Here is a 16,141-nt window from a genome sequence, read left to right as displayed (position 1 = left end):
TATCTACTCACACTGAGAATGGCTTTAATACTCCACGCTCTAAATGCAAAATCCGATCACAACGTTTAGCGCGTATTGGATCATGAGTCACGATTACAAAGGCAGTGCCTTGGTCGCGAGCAATATTTAGCATCAAATCAAATACACCATCAGCGGTCTCGGTATCTAGGTTACCCGTCGGCTCGTCCGCCAATACACAAGCAGGATTACCAACTAAGGCACGAGCAACAGCAACACGCTGACGCTCTCCACCAGACAACTCCCCTGGAGTATGTAACTCACGAGCCGCTAAACCAACTGCTTTAAGCATCTTACTGGCGCGATCCATAGACTCATCATTGCCGAAGCCGCGGATGCGCAGAGGTAAAGCCACGTTCTCCGCAGCACTAAATTCATCTAAGAGATGATGGAACTGGTAAATGAATCCCAAACTATGATTGCGCAGCTGATCCAATCTCTTAACAGACAGATTATTTAAATTGGAGCCAGCCAACATGACTGAGCCCGAACTTGGGCTATCTAAGCCACCCAAGAGATGCAGCAAAGTACTCTTGCCAGAACCCGAGGAGCCAACAATGGCAACCTTTTCCGAGGGGGCCACATCTAAATCAATCGCCTTGAGAACCTCAACTGCAGTAGGTCCTTGACCGTAAGTCTTAGCTAAGTCCCTGGCTTTGAGAACGAGACTTTCTAAATTACTCATAACGCAAAGCCTCCGCTGGCTGAACCTTAGCTGCTCTACGGCTTGGATATAGCGTCGCCAATACAGACAGGCCAAAAGCCATCAAACCAACCGTTAATACATCGCTGGCTCTGACATCAGAAGGTAGCTCACTAATGAAATACACCTCACGCGGCAAGAATTGCACACGGAAGATTGCTTCAATAACCGGAACAATGACATCAATATTGAGTGCAATTAATAAACCTAAACCAACCCCTGCTAAAGAGCCTAGTAGACCAATTGATAATCCCTGAATTAAAAATATTCTCTGAATCAGTCCAGGGCTAGCACCCATTGTTCTCAGAATGGCAATGTCTGCCTGCTTCTCATTTACCGTCATCACCAAGGTAGATACCAAATTAAATGCAGCAACAGCAATAATTAAAGTCAGGATGATGAACATCATTTTCTTTTCTGTTTGAACCGCAGCGAACCAATTGCGATTAGATCTTGACCAATCAGTCACCCACAGCGCTTGGGGCACGATAGCTGCCAACTCATTCGCAATTGCTGGAGCACGCTGCATATCATCTACCTTAACGCGCAAACCAGAAGGATCACGTAAACGCAATAGAGCAGCAGCATCCCTCCAATGCATGATAGCTAAGGAGCTGTCGTATTCATAATGACCGCTATCCACAATACCCACTACTTGAAGAGTGCGCATGCGAGGCATAGCACCCGCTGGCGTTAAATCACTCTCAGGAACAATTAAATTAATACGATCGCCTACGCGAGCACCCACAATCGCTGCCAGCTGAGCACCCAAGGCAACGCCAAAACTTCCTGGCTTTAAATCATCAATGCTGCCTGCAACAAATTGTTTTGGTAAGTCAGATACTTTGCCCTCTTCGCTTGGTAAGATGCCGCGAATCGCTACACCGCGCATCATGCTCTCGCGACTTAGTAAGCCCTGTGAACTCACCATAGGCGCCACACCAATAACATGAGGTTGCGCTGCCACTTTGAGCGCCAGAGGCTCCCAATTTGCCAAGCCTTCAGGTGCAGTAATTTCTACGTGGGATAGAACCGATAACATGCGATCGCGCACTTCCTTCTGAAAGCCATTCATGACAGAAAGAACTACGATCAGTGAAGCAACCCCTAAAGCGATGCCGGCGGTAGAAATTCCGGAGATAAATGAAAGGAAGCCATCACGTTTCCCAACCGTCTTGCGACGCTTAGATCGGGTATAGCGCAGGCCAATTTCTAGCTCAATAGGAAGTCTCAACATATCCACAGTTTAGTGAATCGCGCGGGCAAACTGATGGAATACTCAAATGCCACCTAAAATCAGGGGAATGACTGCTAATTCCACCCCTACCCCAGGCCAACTTCGCCGCTTTACCCTGATGCTTTCAGGGGAAGATGTCTTAGATGAGCTTGAAAGCAAGGATGCCCCTATACAAGGGCTGCCCCATGAGCGCTTTTTGCTTGGGGAAGCGATGCCTCTTGCCCCGGTATTGCTACTTGGGCAATCCAGCCAAGCAGTTAATCCATCTGAAGTGATTGCCTGCCTACAGCCAGTTCATCTGCATGCCACACGAGACCATCTTATTTTGATGGGACAAAACCAGATTGATCTCACGACTGAAGAATCTGCCCAACTATTAACAGCAGTCCTTCCCTTTATAGAAGAGGATTTTCAGAACTCAGTCCTTTTCCAAAATCAACACTACTGGTTTATTCCTGCCGGGCCTTTTTCAAGTCTTCAAAGTTATAGCGTAGATCAAGCGCATGGCCGCAATATTGATTGGTGGATGCCACGTGATAGTCACGAAGAAGGTATCGCTAAGCGTTGGCGTAAACTCCAAAATGAAATTCAGATGCTCTGGCATATTGGTCCAGTAAATGAAGAACGCGAACAACGCGGCATGCCCAGCATTAACTCAATTTGGATTAGCGGCATTGGCAAACTCAATGATGTTCGAGTGCCTGAAGCCCTAAAACAATCACGATGTTTGATTGGTCAGCATCCCATGATGGCTGGCTTAGCAAGGCTTCTAGGCCTTCCCTATGAAGCGACTTTGAATACAAATAATCTAGCCGGCGCCTTTGCGTGGCTCGAACAACCTCAATTGGCATGGCCACAACTCAGTGCGGCACTAATAAATAAACAAATTGATGAAGTCGCAATTATTGATTTTCCAAAAGGAAAAGTTCGTGAGCGCATTCTTACAGTCAAAGATCTTTATAAAAAATCTTGGGCCTTCTGGAAAAAGTCAGAACCTCTGACTTGGAAAGAAATCACTCAGTGATGATTAACGCATGAGTTTCGTATGAGTCTATTTTCTCAACGCCCATTTTCAGAACGTACTGCTACTTGGTTAGCACAGAGTGGCTTGCATCCTTTGCTAGCCAGGCTCTATGCTGCACGCGGCCTACAGTCTCCTGAAGAACTCTCGCTGGACTTAAAGCAGTTGATTTCACCAGTTGAACTCAAGAATTGCATTAACACTGCTTCCTTGCTTGCAGACATCCTTGAAAAAAGGGAGTCTATGCTCATCGTCGCCGACTATGACTGCGACGGGGCCACGGCTTGTGCGGTTGGTCTTAGAGGTCTACGGATGCTGGGCGGACCACACACTCCAATTCAATTTCTAGTACCCAATCGCTTTACGATGGGTTACGGTCTGACGCCCGAGGTAGTAGAGTTAGCCGCGCAACAAGAACCTAAACCCAAATATCTCATCACTGTAGATAACGGCATCGCTAGCGAAGCAGGTGTTGATCGCGCTCGCGAACTTGGCATGGAAGTAATTGTGACTGACCACCACCTCCCCGGAGATCGTTTGCCAAAAGCGCTGGCAATCGTCAATCCGAATCAACCAGGCTGCACTTTTCCCAGTAAAGCACTCGCCGGTGTTGGTGTCATGTTTTATTTACTGGTTGCGTTGCGCGCCGAACTGCGCAAACGCGGTAAATTTACAAACGAAACTCAGCCCAAGGTAGAGAATCTTTTAGATCTAGTTGCTTTAGGAACCGTTGCTGACGTTGCGCAGCTCGATCGCAATAATCGAGTCTTGGTTTCGAACGGCTTAAAGCGCATACGCGCAGGAATATCACAGCCAGGAATTCAAGCGCTATTTCAGGCGGCTACACGTGATCCACGCAAGGCCAATACCTTTGACTTAGGCTTTGCCATCGGCCCCAGACTCAATGCGGCTGGTCGTCTGGCGGATATGACCTTAGGTATCCGCTTACTTCTCACCGATAACGCCGATGAAGCAATGACGCTAGCACACGAGCTTGATCGCATCAATCGCGAACGCCGCGTGATTGAATCAGGCATGCAAGAAACCGCACTCTCCCATCTGGCTGAAGATCAGCTTTCTGGAACTATGTCTGAGCGCAATAGTATTTGCTTGTGGAATCCAGAATGGCATCAAGGCGTTGTAGGTATTGTTGCTTCACGCCTGAAAGAACGTTTTAATCGTCCTGCAATTGTGTTTGCACCAGCGGATGGCAATACCGGAGAAGAATTGCGTGGATCAGGTCGTTCGCTGACAGGCTTTCATTTAAGAGATGCGTTAGATTTAGTTTCTAAACGCGAACCTGGACTGATTTTGAAATTTGGTGGTCATGCAATGGCTGCCGGATTAACTATTCGCAAAGAAGATTTTGAGAAATTCGATACTTGCTTTCAGCAAGTTGCATCAGAACTGCTCACAGATGAATTGCTAGAGCGCCGCCATGCACATGATGGTGGCTTGGAGCCTTCTGAATTTACCCCCGAAATTGGCGACCTTTTAGCGGAAGAAATCTGGGGTCAAGGCTTCCCTCAGCCTGTTTTCTATGGAGAATTTGAGATTACCCAGCAAAGCCTCATGAAAGAAAAACATCTTCGCTTAATGGTGAAGCCCCTGGGGGCTGGAGCAAGCTCCAAACCATTAACAGCAGTTTGGTTTAACCGCACGCAAAGCCTGCCGGCCAAAGCCAGACTAGCCTATCGATTGGTCACTGACCGCTATCAAGGTCAAGCCCGTATTCAGCTGATGATTGAAGCCCATGATGAGGCCCCTAGCACCTGAGGGTCTGCAGCAATAACCCCCTTATAATTAGGGGATGGAAGCTGAACAACTAAATATTATTTCGAATACCTTGTCCGATCTGCTCACCCGTGAGCAAGCTCTTCGGGGGTATCTTTGACTTCGACGTAAAGTCACGTCGCCTTACCGAAGTTAATTCAATACTGGAAGATCCCACGATTTGGGATGATCAAAAGAAAGCGCAAGCGCTGGGCAAAGAAAAGAAATTGCTCGACGGCGTAGTTGCCACTCTTACCGATCTCAATACCAATATTACTAGCGCTCTTGAGCTATTTGACATGGCTAAAGAGGAAAGCGATTTTGAAACGATCGCCGCCATTGAGCAAGATGTTGAAGGCTACAGCAAGATTATTGGCGATCTTGAGTTCCGTCGCATGTTCCACAATGAGATGGATTCTTGCAATTGCTTTATCGATATTCAAGCAGGTGCAGGTGGCACAGAAGCCTGTGACTGGGCTAGCATGCTCTACCGCCAATACCTCAAGTATTGCGAACGCAAAGGCTATAAAACTGAAATCCTCGAAGAATCTGATGGCGATGTTGCTGGCATTAAGAGCGCAACAATTAAAGTCGACGGCGAATATGCTTATGGCCATCTGCGCTCTGAAACTGGTGTACATCGCTTAGTGCGTAAGTCACCATTTGACTCATCCAATGGTCGTCACACCTCGTTTGCCTCCATCTATGTCTATCCAGAAATTGATGACTCTATTGAGATTGATGTAAACCCTGCTGATATTCGTACAGACACCTACCGCGCCTCTGGTGCTGGTGGACAACACATTAATAAAACTGACTCCGCAGTACGTTTAACTCATATTCCGACTGGGATTGTGGTGCAGTGTCAGAATGACCGCAGCCAACACCGCAATCGTGCTGAGGCTATGACGATGCTGAAGTCTCGCCTTTATGAGCATGAGATGCAAAAGCGTCGCGCCGAACAAGATAAATTAGAAGCTAGCAAAACCGATGTAGGTTGGGGTCACCAAATCCGCTCCTATGTTTTGGATCAAAGCCGCATAAAAGATTTACGCACTAACGTTGAGATTTCGAATACCCAGAAGGTATTGGATGGCGATCTCGATGCCTTTATTGAAGCCAGCCTGAAACAAGGCGTGTAATAACCTCATACCCATTACTGCACCGCGATAAACATGAACGATAAAACCAACTTAGACAATGCCGCAGCTACTGAAGTAGTTGATGAGAATCACATCATTGCGGAGCGTCGTGAAAAACTCGCCAAACTTCGCGCAGGTGGCGTTGCTTTCCCAAATGACTTTGTTCCTACGCATTTGGCGTCTGACTTACATGCGCACTATGACAGCCTCACTAAAGAAGAGTTAGCAGCGAAGAAGGTTCATGTCAAAGTTGCTGGACGTATGGTTCTAAAGCGTGTGATGGGTAAAGCGAGTTTTGCAACCATCCAAGATCGCAGCGGTCAAATTCAGTTCTATATCAATGATGAGCTCAGCGGGGCTGATGTTCATGGCGCCTTCAAGCATTGGGACATGGGCGACTTTATTTCTGCTGAAGGCAACCTCTTTAAGACCAATAAGGGCGAACTATCAGTTGAGTGCAGCAACTTACGTCTTCTCAGCAAATCCTTGCGCCCATTGCCAGATAAGTTCCATGGCTTATCAGATCTGGAGACTAAATATCGTCAACGCTATGTAGACTTGATTGTTAATCCTGAGAGCCGTAATACATTTAAAGCACGTAGTAACGCGATCGCTTCATTACGTCGCCATATGCTAGATGCCGACTTCATGGAAGTTGAAACTCCGATGCTCCACCCTATTCCTGGTGGTGCAGCAGCAAAGCCTTTTATTACCCACCATAACGCGCTCGACATGCAAATGTTCTTGCGTATTGCGCCTGAACTTTACCTCAAGCGTCTAGTGGTTGGTGGCTTTGAGCGCGTCTTTGAAATCAACCGCAACTTCCGCAACGAAGGTGTCAGCCCACGTCATAACCCAGAATTCACCATGATGGAATTCTATGCAGCCTACACAGATTACCGTTGGCTCATGGACTTCACCGAAGGATTAATTCGTGCTGCCGCAATTGATGCCCAAGGCACTGCCGTATTGACACATCAAGGTCGCGAGCTTGATCTGAGCAAGCCATTCCAACGTCTAACCATTACTGAAGCAATCCTTAAGTACTGCGGTCAATCCGGCAAGAGCTATGAAGCAGCCCAACTTGAAGACATCAATTTCATTCGCACTGAATTGAAAAAAGGTGGCGAGAATCCAGATGCCCCCACCCTCAAGAATGCCGGAATAGGCGCCCTTCAATTAGCTCTTTTCGAATTGGTTGCCGAAGAGCATCTTTGGGAGCCAACTTACATCATTGATTACCCAATTGAAGTAAGCCCTCTCGCCAGAGAATCCGATACTCGCCCAGGCATTACGGAGCGTTTCGAGCTCTTTATCACTGGTCGTGAAATTGCCAATGGCTTCTCTGAGTTAAACGATGCCGAAGATCAAGCAAATCGCTTCCGCAAACAAGTAGAGCAAAAAGAAGCTGGCGACGAAGAAGCTATGTACTTTGATCATGACTTCATACGCGCACTCGAGTACGGTATGCCTCCAACTGGCGGTTGCGGTATCGGCATTGATCGCCTAGTGATGTTGCTAACTGATGCACCAAATATTCGCGATGTGATTCTGTTCCCACATTTGCGTCGCGAAGAAGAGTAAGCTCTTCCGCAAAGAAAAAGCGGGGTTTTTACCCCGCTTTTTTATTGACCAATTCACAATCTCCGATTGCTGATGAGCTGAATCCCAACTCTAAGAACGCAGTAAGTTAAGAGCCTCTTGCGCAGTCATTACCCCTTCGTCAGTTGGAACAACCCAAATCTCGACACGACTTTGCGGTGTGCTAATTTTTAAAGTTAGTCCTTTGATGGCCTCTTGATTCAACTTTTCATCTAACTCGATGCCTAGCCAAGAGAATTTTTTACAGACTGCAGACCTAAGAATAGGATCATGCTCACCAATACCGCCACTAAAAGAAATTAGATCGAGACCGCCAAGGCAAGCAATCATAGCCCCGCCCTCACGCATAATTTTGTAGATAAAAAGTTCAATCGCCTCTTTAGCTAAGGGGCTGGGGTCATTCCTCAGTTTGCGCATATCCGCAGAAATAGTGGACACCCCGAGCAGGCCGCTCTTTCTGTAGAGCAGGTCTTGCAACTGATCATGGGTATAACCACGCTCTACCAAATACATCAGCACACCTGCATCCAGAGAGCCGCTACGAGTACCCATCATGAGACCGTCTAGGGCGGAGAAGCCCATGGTTGTAGCAACACTTTTTCCATCAATCGCAGCACATAAGCTAGCACCGTTACCTAGATGAGCCATGAGCACTTTATCTTTTGCTCTATTGGAGTTCTCATTTAACTCACCAATAATGTACTGATAAGAAATGCCATGAAAACCATAGCGTCGCACACCTTGATCGGTAATCTCTTTAGGCAAAGCCAATGATGTTTCCAGGTGACTCATGGTTTTGTGAAAGGCAGTATCAAAACAAAGCACTTGAGGGATGCCAGGAAATACTTGAGAAAAAGCTTTCACACCATCTAAGCTGTGTGGTTGATGCAATGGCGCCAGCGCACTCATGGCGGATAATTTTTCCAGAATCGCATCAGTAGAGACAGTCGGTCGAAAAAACTCTGAGCCTCCATGAACAATTCGATGGGAGACTGCTCTAATTGGTGGCAACCCTTTGATTTCAAGTAATAACTCTTTGAGGTGCATTAATGCTGCAATAAATGGATCCTGACCCACATCCTCAAAATGCTCGGCATGCTCTACCCCCTGATAGGCGTAGCGAAGTTCTGTTTTCCCACCCGGCTCTAGCCCCTCAAAACTACCAGAGAGGATGGATGGCAGCACCGATCCTTGCTTAGTCGGATAGATTGAAAACTTGAGAGATGAAGAACCTGCGTTAACAGTCAGTATTGCCATAAGAAAATATAGTGTGATTAAAGGTCGACCGGTATTGGCGCTGCTTGCCCCTAGATGATAGCGAGTTACCCCTCCCAAAGGCCCAAACCAGGGCTCTTATAAGCAAAAGTAGATAACTTATGAGAAGTTAATTGGACTTTAGAGCCGCGATACTCCCTGAATCACTTCAAGATTGAGGATAATTAAGGTTTTAGACAATCAAAATTAAGCTTTTATGGCAGCCTACAACACTGAAACCGTTCTGACCGTTCACCACTGGAACGACACACTCTTTAGCTTTACCACTACCCGCAATAAAGGTCTGCGCTTTCGGAGCGGTCATTTTTTGATGATCGGCCTCGAGGTAGAAGGCAAACCTTTGGTGAGAGCCTACAGTGTTGCTAGCCCAAACTATGAAGAGCACCTAGAATTTTTAAGCATCAAGGTTCAAGACGGGCCGCTCACCTCACGCCTACAAAAGATACAAGTGGGAGATCCCATTCTCGTCAGCGAAAAATCGGTTGGCACATTGGTTATCGACGATTTAAACCCAGGTAAACATCTATACCTCTTCAGCACAGGCACTGGTCTTGCGCCATTCATGAGCATCATTCGCGACCCCGACACCTATGAGAAGTTTGAGAAGGTAGTTTTGATCCATGGTGTACGTCTTGTCAGCGAACTGGCTTATGGCGATTACATCAAGAATGAACTCACTCAAGATGAATATATTGGTGAAATCATTCGCGAAAAACTGATCTACTACCCAACAGTAACTAGAGAAGCTTTTAAACATACTGGCCGCCTCACTACCGCCATTGAATCTGGGCAGTTATTTAAAGATATTGGCCTTCCTCCATTAGACCCAGCAGTAGATAGAGCCATGATCTGCGGTAGCCCTTCCATGCTGAAAGAAACCGCTGAAATGCTCGATGGCAAAGGCTTTAAGGTCTCCCCAAGTCTTGGCCAGCTTGGTGACTACGTATTTGAACGCGCCTTCGTAGAAAAGTAAGCGCTAGGCTTTATATACACAAAAGTAGTTTAGTTATCGCTATATATTACTTGTCAATATATAGCGTCCTTGTTACAGTGTTTCTAACGAATACGGTTTCAAGGAGCCAAGATGTCCCCGGTCAGAGAGCATTACAACCCAGCTATTATTAGCTTGCTACGCGAGCATGATCGCCTGCCTCACGACAAGGTTGATGAGAGAAAAAGCTTTCAAAGACAAATTCTCTTTTTAATGAACGCCATTAAAACTGAGGAATTTGAAACCTCTTTCTCATGATGTCTTGATTTAAAAGTAGATATAAAAAAACCGCCTCAGTGGCGGTTTTTATTTTTTGTGGCCTACACCCAAGAAGAGTGTATATTTTTTAAAAAGATTAATCTTCTATTTGAAAGTAAACCACTTCGCTGGCTTGACTGCTATCAGAGCGGTCAATACCCTTTGAGGCGATAAATGTTTGTTCTGTAGTTAGCAAAACTGATTCAACCACAGCATCTTGCTTATTATCTGTTGTGTAACCCATTTTGAACTCCTTCTCTTAATCTAAGCTGGCATATGCATCTAATGAGCTTAGAGAATAGAGTTTTTTTATATATCTGAGAAGAATATATATTTCATTTACTTATATCTATTTAAATATAACCAAAAACAATAGATTAAAGCCTGCATTCACAATCAGCAGCAATAGACAAAGTCTTTTCAATGCACCATCCGATACTGCGTGAGCCTCTAAAACCCCTTTAGCAGCCCTCATTCCCACCCAATAGGCTGGAATGGCAAGAAGAAGATAGACGAGCCAATCAATTCCGCCACCCATCAGGCTTGCTGCAACAATCGCAAATAATGAAATGCCAGAAACAAATTGAGACAACAGAGCCCGCGTTCTATCAAATGCTTGATTGGTGGAGTTGAGATACAAGGCAGCAGGTGGTCCACCTATTCCGCAAGAACCCAACAATAACCCTGAAAGACTTCCCGCCAAACTATCTAAAAGATTTGAGCTTGCTAATCGAACATGCGGCTTGAGAAGTAGGTAGCTAGCAAAAAATAGAATGACTACGCTAGTAGCCGTTTTCAATATCGTGAGTGGTATTAGTCCGCCAAGCCAAATGCCCAGCGGAAGAAAGATCACCGAAAAGAACAACATCGACCAAAGTCTAGATCGATCCTCCTGATGTAACTTCCAATGACGGGAAAGCAAAGCTCCGCCAAACACTTCAGAGCACATCACAATCGGAATCAAAAATGGGATTGGAAATATCCACATGAGGATGGGCGTCATGATGAGCGCCCCGCCAAAACCACTTAACCTTCGAATAAAACCACCAAAAATTGCCGCAAATGTTAATAAACAAATTACGGCTAGGTTTTCAAAAGTCAAACAGCCTCGCTAACATCGTGCTCGCCGGCGATGAGATCGCGGATTTGGCGACGGATTTCCAGATACGCAGGGGTATCTTCAACCATTCTGCGTGGCTCTGGAACTCGAATAATCTCCTTTACCCTTCCAGGACGACGCGTCATCACGACGATGACATCCGATAGATTAATCGCCTCTTCAATGCTGTGCGTTACCAACACAACCGTTTTGCTTTCTTCATTCAAAATTCGAATCATTTCAGCCTGCATCATGGCGCGATTTTGTGCATCCAAAGCAGCAAATGGCTCGTCCATTAACAGAACAGTGGGATCTACAACCAGGGCCCTAGCAATGGATACTCGTTGACGCATGCCGCCTGAGAGCTGGTGAGGATAGTGATTAGTAAATTGACTTAAGCCTACCAGCGCAGCAAAGCGCGTCACGATCTGTTTAATCTCGCCCGCATTAATACCTTTGATTTTTAAACCAAAAGCAATGTTGTCGTACACAGTTAACCAGGGAAATAATGCATAGTCCTGAAACACCATTGAGCGATCTGCACCAGGGCCGTTCACTACCTTGCCAGCACATTCAATATGACCAGCAGTTGGCGTCTCAAATCCAGCAATCAAGTTGAGAAGTGTTGTCTTTCCACAGCCGCTATGACCCAAGATTGAGCAAAACTCATTCTTACGAACCTCTAACGAAATATCCTCAATTGCCAAGACTTCTTGACCCTTGGCATGCATTGAAGGATAAATTTTTCTTACGTGTTCTACTTTAAGTGCTGGCATTGAATTATTCATTTAAATGATTAGTCGATTAACAAACTGTTTAAGCATTAAGCGCTCTTGACCACGGCATGAGTTTCTGAGCCGTGTATCTAATAAGCCTATCGAGACATAATCCAATTACGCCAATGGCCAACATACCAACCAAAATGTAATCTGTACGTAGAACAGTACGTGCGTCATTAATTAGGAATCCTAGACCAGAGTTAGCGCCAACTAATTCAGCTGCCACCAAAGCCATCCAACCCACTCCCAAACCAATACGAATACCGGTCACTATCTGAGGAAGGGCTGCACGCAGAACTACACGAGTAATCACACCCCAAGAACCAGCGCCCAAACAGCGAGCTGCACGAATCAAGTTCGGCTCCACATTTTTTACAGCATCAATCGTGTTCAATAAAATTGGGAAGAAGATTCCCAAGAAAATAATGAATTGGTTTTGGGTATTACCCACACCAAACCACAAAATACTGAGCGGGATCCAGGCAATTGGAGGAATAGGTCGCAATATTTCTACGATTGGATCCACCTGCTCATTCACCCATTTAAAACACCCCATCACTATTCCCAAGGGAATAGCGACAGAGGCATAACAAAACGCTACAAATTCTCTAGATAAGCTATCGAATAAATGCTTCCAGATTTCTCCAGACTGCATTAACTCAAAACCGCCTTGTGCCACTCCCGAGGGAGGTGGCAACAAGGTAGATTCTGTTTTATCCAGAATAAACCGACTGGCATATTCCCAGGCGGCAAGCAAAATAATCAATAAGGCTAAACGACGAAATTGCTTGAAAAAGTTAATTATTGGCATATCTCTTATTTCTTATAAGTCTTACCATCGAAGGACCAGTCTCTAACGAGATCGCCCTTTTCTGGGAAAGGCTGTGGTGTAGTGGTATTCAATGGATTCATATAAGTTGGATACGGTGTTTTATCCATTGGCGCAGACCAGCTTGCTGGTAAAAATGGTGGTCTTGTAGTGGTTGCCCAACCCAACTTCTCGAACGTTTTATCCATAAAGCGTGTATCCACCGCACGAGCAAAGTCGATACCGGTTAACTTATTCTGAATACGCTTGTTCTCGTAAAGCCATGTGTAAATAGGCTCATTTGCACGACCCCAGAATACTGGAATTGGGTAAATGTAATTAGGCTTATAGAGCAAGTTGTAAGCAGTGATTTGCTGACGCAAGATTTCTTTTGAGTAGTTCTTCAAGTTTGGATCTTCTTGCATGACATCAACTGCAGCATCTGGATTCTTTCTAATCCAAAGTGTTGCCTCAGCAATCGCATCTGTGAATGCTTGTACTACGTCCGGTGCATTATCAATAACTTCTTGACGCACGTAGAAAGTACCAGCATAAATGTTGTACGGATAGCTATCGCTGATAATTCTGGCGTTCTTACGCTCTTTGGACATGATGGTTGGAGTTGGATCCCAAGGAACTACCGCATCAATACCCTTTGGCATAGCCATTTGCTCACCTGGAGGCATATTTTTCAGAATGATGTCTTTACCAATCTCAATGCCATTGGCTTTAGCTGCAGCTTGGATATAGAACTCAGCAGAGGAGCCAGTCACGATACCAATAGTTGCCGGTGGATTTGAGCCCTTGAAGTCCTTAAAGGATTTAATCTTGGAATCCAATGGCACTAAAACAGCATGCATCAAGTTGGTATTAATCACCGCGATCGTCTTCACGGGAATGTTTTTATCGATCAAAGAGGTGAATGGGAAGTTACCACCATTACCGAACTGGAATCGACCGGAGATGATAACTTCATTAATCGCTGGTCCCGATGGGAATGCTTGTAATTTAGCTTCAATACCGCGCTTAGATAAAAGACCCTTCTTGTCCATTACTAAGTTGACCGTATTTTGACCAGACCATGGTGGTTGAAATGCAATTTGCACTGGCCACCAGCCTTTTTCCTTAAGCCAGGCTACGGACTTGGCTGATACTTTCTCCTCAGCACCTTCCGGCCACCCATAATCATTAAACTTTGTGGCGTTTTGCGCCATTGACAGCATTGGAGCACCCGATAACATGGCGACAGCGAGCACTGAAAAGATACGGCGTGATGCGCTAAATTGTTTCATTACGATCTCCTTAAAATTGAAATTTCTTGCACCAAATACAAAAAGCAAAGGCCAAAAAAACTAACTGCTGAAGCTTAACTCTATACCGCCCAATCTGGTTCTAATTTTTCTATATTCTTTTTTCATAACTAAATACTTCACCAACTCAGTAAAGGGCTGTAAAGCAGGTCCCTGCTTTACAGCCTCTTGGGCGCCGTCCTTCAAACCCAAGGCAAGATGCTCTGGATAGAAAGCATGAAGACTCAATTCCTCCCTGCTAATTGAGCGGCCCCATTTTTTTCTTAAGCCTGGTAACGCTGGCTCAATTAACTCACCAGGCCGACGAGATGCGTCATAGTCTACGTTCGCACGTTCCATAACTTGAGCACTAGGTGTGCCAGCCAATTTTCCATAATGCCCCTTGAGATACAGCTTGATCTCATCTGGGATAGTCTTATAGCGCTCGCCTTGCATCACATTCAGCACTGCTTGAGTAACGATGTACTGTGCAAATGGGCTTACTAATATGGGATAACCTAAGTCTTCGCGAACTCTTGCGGTCTCTTCCAGAATCTCTGCTTCTCTATGAGAGATGCCCATCGTAGCTAATTGAGCACGTAGATTAGAAATCATTCCACCAGGGATTTGGTGCTCATATAGAGCTGGGTCATAATTCGCCTTTTCTCCACGAGCAAAATTATCTCGGGCGCAAATCCAGTCAAAGTATTCATCAACCTTTTGCAAAGCAGAATGATTCATCTTAGGAGCGCGGCCATATTTTTGGGCGCTCGCATAGACATCTAAGACGGATGGTAGCGATGCGCCATTAGCCAGACAATCTGTTGCTACGTAGCCATAAGCAAACCCTGCCTTGATGGCTTCTTCGTAAACCAATGGCGCTAAACCAGATTGGCAATGCGAATGCAGTTTAATGGGGATACCTGCTGCTGCAGAAACTACAGCAGGGAAAAGAGTGGCGGCTCGCTCTGGGGTAAGCAGGCCAGTTGGATCTTTTACAGAAATAAAGTCAGCCCCTAACTTCACCAACTCGCGTGTACGGGCAATAAAGTAAGCATCGTCATGAACAGGACTCAAAGCATAAGTCAACATGGCATTAATTAGCATACCGTGTTTCTTGCCTGCTTTTACAGAAGATTCGATATTGCGGTTATCGTTCAGAGCATCATAAACAGTCAATACTCTGACGCCGGATTGAGCCAACAACTCTACATTGAGTTCCACAACATCGTCTGGAAATAATTCAAATGTATAAATACTTTGACCACGCGTTAATGCGTCTGTTGGGGTGCTGAGTTGCTCACTTAAAAATGCCATGCGCTTCCAAGGATCCTCTCGCAAAAAGCGCACCATCACATCAAATACAGCGCCACCTAAAATATTGATATAGCCATAGCCGGCTTGATCTATATCAGCTAGTGCTGGATACATATGGGGAGTAGTCATACGAGTAGACCAAAGGCACTGATGCGCATCGCGCAGAGTGACGTCGATCATTTCGAATGGTTTTTTAGTAGCCATTAAGCAAGCTCAATCACCATAAGGGGCTGCCCTACCTCAATTGTTGCGCCATCTTCCACCAAGATACGGGACACCTTACCAGTACATTCAGCTGGAATGGTATTCAGCAACTTCATTACCTCGACGATGCATACATCTGTGGTCGGTGTAACCCTATCCCCCACTTCAACGAATGGATCAGAGTTAGGGCTTGGCTTGCGATAAAAGGTACCAATCATCGGGCTTGTAATGGCACGTTCTGATGATGAGAGTGTTAATGAGGATATGGGCGCAGCCGAAGCTGAAGCAATAGCGGACGTAGGCGCCACTACCTGTGGAGCAATAGAAGCGCTTTGAGCGAATGTGGTTTGTGCTCCCACTGAAATCTCGATCTCAAATTCTTCTGTCTTGTAACCGAACGTAGTGAACGTGCCCGCATCTTTAATGAGGGCAACAATTTCCTTCACCTGCTTCATCGTGAATTCAGGTGGCACCTTCACCTTAGCTGCAGCTTTTTTAACTGGAACTTTTTTAGAAGGCTTAGTCTTTACTTTCGCTTTTGGGGCGACTTTCTTTTTTGTTTGCACTGTCTCGTTTTTTTAGTTAATATTTTCTCTAATGAAATTTAAAGTATCATCAGGTGAAA

General features: G+C 45.6%; 16 protein-coding genes. 6 read left to right on the top strand and 10 right to left on the bottom strand.

The window, feature by feature from the left end:
• Nucleotides 1-7: 7 nt before the first annotated feature.
• Nucleotides 8-703, bottom strand: a complete 696-nt coding sequence (locus tag ICN23_RS06935) for an ABC transporter ATP-binding protein (protein WP_216231469.1) — start codon at nt 701-703, stop codon at nt 8-10.
• Complete coding sequence (locus ICN23_RS06930; protein ID WP_216231468.1) at nt 696-1,958, bottom strand: lipoprotein-releasing ABC transporter permease subunit; 1,263 nt, start codon at nt 1,956-1,958, stop codon at nt 696-698. The genes ICN23_RS06935 and ICN23_RS06930 overlap by 8 nt, the downstream gene beginning before the upstream one ends.
• Nucleotides 1,959-2,025: 67 nt before the next feature.
• Here ICN23_RS06930 and ICN23_RS06925 point away from each other — a divergent pair, with 67 nt between their 5' ends.
• The 4 genes from ICN23_RS06925 (at nt 2,026) to lysS (ending at nt 7,478) form a co-directional block, all read left to right on the top strand.
• Nucleotides 2,026-2,982 (top strand): hypothetical protein, encoded by a 957-nt coding sequence (locus ICN23_RS06925; RefSeq protein ID WP_255532727.1) that lies wholly within the window; start codon nt 2,026-2,028, stop codon nt 2,980-2,982.
• A 21-nt stretch (nt 2,983-3,003) separates the two neighbouring features.
• On the top strand, nt 3,004-4,755 hold the full coding sequence (gene recJ / locus ICN23_RS06920; RefSeq protein ID WP_216231466.1) for a single-stranded-DNA-specific exonuclease RecJ: 1,752 nt from the start codon (nt 3,004-3,006) through the stop codon (nt 4,753-4,755).
• Between the two features lie 34 nt (nt 4,756-4,789).
• A protein-coding gene (gene prfB, locus ICN23_RS06915; protein ID WP_216231465.1) for a peptide chain release factor 2 occupies nt 4,790-5,894 on the top strand; the annotation gives its coding sequence in 2 pieces (ribosomal slippage) (nt 4,790-4,870 and nt 4,872-5,894; 1,104 coding nt in all).
• A gap of 33 nt (nt 5,895-5,927) precedes the next feature.
• A complete protein-coding gene (lysS, locus tag ICN23_RS06910) occupies nt 5,928-7,478 on the top strand; it encodes a lysine--tRNA ligase (protein WP_216231464.1) in 1,551 nt (516 codons plus the stop codon).
• Nucleotides 7,479-7,568: 90 nt separating this feature from the next.
• Here the strand turns inward: lysS and ICN23_RS06905 are convergent, their stop codons facing one another.
• The gene (locus tag ICN23_RS06905) at nt 7,569-8,753 is read right to left on the bottom strand and encodes an acetate/propionate family kinase (RefSeq protein WP_216231463.1); all 1,185 of its coding nucleotides are present in this window, start codon (nt 8,751-8,753) and stop codon (nt 7,569-7,571) included.
• A 214-nt stretch (nt 8,754-8,967) separates the two neighbouring features.
• Between ICN23_RS06905 and ICN23_RS06900 the strand changes: the two genes are divergently transcribed.
• On the top strand, nt 8,968-9,744 hold the full coding sequence (locus tag ICN23_RS06900; RefSeq protein ID WP_216231462.1) for a ferredoxin--NADP reductase: 777 nt from the start codon (nt 8,968-8,970) through the stop codon (nt 9,742-9,744).
• A gap of 111 nt (nt 9,745-9,855) precedes the next feature.
• Nucleotides 9,856-10,020 (top strand): hypothetical protein, encoded by a 165-nt coding sequence (locus tag ICN23_RS06895; RefSeq protein ID WP_216231461.1) that lies wholly within the window; start codon nt 9,856-9,858, stop codon nt 10,018-10,020.
• A gap of 97 nt (nt 10,021-10,117) precedes the next feature.
• Here the strand turns inward: ICN23_RS06895 and ICN23_RS06890 are convergent, their stop codons facing one another.
• From ICN23_RS06890 to accB, 7 genes are all read right to left on the bottom strand, one after another.
• A complete protein-coding gene (locus ICN23_RS06890) occupies nt 10,118-10,264 on the bottom strand; it encodes a hypothetical protein (RefSeq protein ID WP_216231460.1) in 147 nt (48 codons plus the stop codon).
• A 105-nt stretch (nt 10,265-10,369) separates the two neighbouring features.
• Complete coding sequence (locus ICN23_RS06885; RefSeq protein ID WP_216231459.1) at nt 10,370-11,122, bottom strand: sulfite exporter TauE/SafE family protein; 753 nt, start codon at nt 11,120-11,122, stop codon at nt 10,370-10,372.
• Nucleotides 11,119-11,907, bottom strand: a complete 789-nt coding sequence (locus tag ICN23_RS06880; RefSeq protein WP_216231458.1) for an ABC transporter ATP-binding protein — start codon at nt 11,905-11,907, stop codon at nt 11,119-11,121. Before ICN23_RS06880 ends, ICN23_RS06885 begins: the two co-directional genes overlap by 4 nt.
• A gap of 28 nt (nt 11,908-11,935) precedes the next feature.
• On the bottom strand, nt 11,936-12,709 hold the full coding sequence (locus tag ICN23_RS06875; protein WP_216231457.1) for an ABC transporter permease: 774 nt from the start codon (nt 12,707-12,709) through the stop codon (nt 11,936-11,938).
• Between the two features lie 5 nt (nt 12,710-12,714).
• Complete coding sequence (locus ICN23_RS06870; protein WP_216231456.1) at nt 12,715-13,998, bottom strand: ABC transporter substrate-binding protein; 1,284 nt, start codon at nt 13,996-13,998, stop codon at nt 12,715-12,717.
• A gap of 60 nt (nt 13,999-14,058) precedes the next feature.
• Complete coding sequence (locus ICN23_RS06865) at nt 14,059-15,516, bottom strand: pyruvate carboxylase subunit B (protein ID WP_216231455.1); 1,458 nt, start codon at nt 15,514-15,516, stop codon at nt 14,059-14,061.
• On the bottom strand, nt 15,516-16,082 hold the full coding sequence (gene accB, locus ICN23_RS06860; protein ID WP_216231454.1) for an acetyl-CoA carboxylase biotin carboxyl carrier protein: 567 nt from the start codon (nt 16,080-16,082) through the stop codon (nt 15,516-15,518). The genes ICN23_RS06865 and accB overlap by 1 nt, the downstream gene beginning before the upstream one ends.
• Nucleotides 16,083-16,141: the final 59 nt, after the last annotated feature.

Origin of the sequence: Polynucleobacter sp. MWH-Jannik1A5 (genome assembly GCF_018881795.1) — a bacterium.
In the GTDB taxonomy this organism is placed as follows: Bacteria; Pseudomonadota; Gammaproteobacteria; order Burkholderiales; family Burkholderiaceae; genus Polynucleobacter.
This window is presented reverse-complemented; position numbering and strand designations above follow the sequence as displayed.

What these genes read in the sequence shown, in the direction of transcription:
- ICN23_RS06935 (WP_216231469.1), bottom strand. Translation starts at nt 703, where the DNA reads ATGAGTAATTTAGAAAGTCTCGTTCTCAAAGCCAGGGACTTAGCTAAG.
- ICN23_RS06905 (WP_216231463.1), bottom strand. Translation starts at nt 8,753, where the DNA reads ATGGCAATACTGACTGTTAACGCAGGTTCTTCATCTCTCAAGTTTTCA.
- lysS (WP_216231464.1), top strand. Translation starts at nt 5,928, where the DNA reads ATGAACGATAAAACCAACTTAGACAATGCCGCAGCTACTGAAGTAGTT.
- ICN23_RS06880 (WP_216231458.1), bottom strand. Translation starts at nt 11,907, where the DNA reads ATGAATAATTCAATGCCAGCACTTAAAGTAGAACACGTAAGAAAAATT.
- ICN23_RS06895 (WP_216231461.1), top strand. Translation starts at nt 9,856, where the DNA reads ATGTCCCCGGTCAGAGAGCATTACAACCCAGCTATTATTAGCTTGCTA.
- ICN23_RS06870 (WP_216231456.1), bottom strand. Translation starts at nt 13,998, where the DNA reads ATGAAACAATTTAGCGCATCACGCCGTATCTTTTCAGTGCTCGCTGTC.
- ICN23_RS06875 (WP_216231457.1), bottom strand. Translation starts at nt 12,709, where the DNA reads ATGCCAATAATTAACTTTTTCAAGCAATTTCGTCGTTTAGCCTTATTG.
- ICN23_RS06890 (WP_216231460.1), bottom strand. Translation starts at nt 10,264, where the DNA reads ATGGGTTACACAACAGATAATAAGCAAGATGCTGTGGTTGAATCAGTT.
- ICN23_RS06900 (WP_216231462.1), top strand. Translation starts at nt 8,968, where the DNA reads ATGGCAGCCTACAACACTGAAACCGTTCTGACCGTTCACCACTGGAAC.
- recJ (WP_216231466.1), top strand. Translation starts at nt 3,004, where the DNA reads ATGAGTCTATTTTCTCAACGCCCATTTTCAGAACGTACTGCTACTTGG.
- ICN23_RS06930 (WP_216231468.1), bottom strand. Translation starts at nt 1,958, where the DNA reads ATGTTGAGACTTCCTATTGAGCTAGAAATTGGCCTGCGCTATACCCGA.
- ICN23_RS06925 (WP_255532727.1), top strand. Translation starts at nt 2,026, where the DNA reads ATGACTGCTAATTCCACCCCTACCCCAGGCCAACTTCGCCGCTTTACC.
- ICN23_RS06865 (WP_216231455.1), bottom strand. Translation starts at nt 15,516, where the DNA reads ATGGCTACTAAAAAACCATTCGAAATGATCGACGTCACTCTGCGCGAT.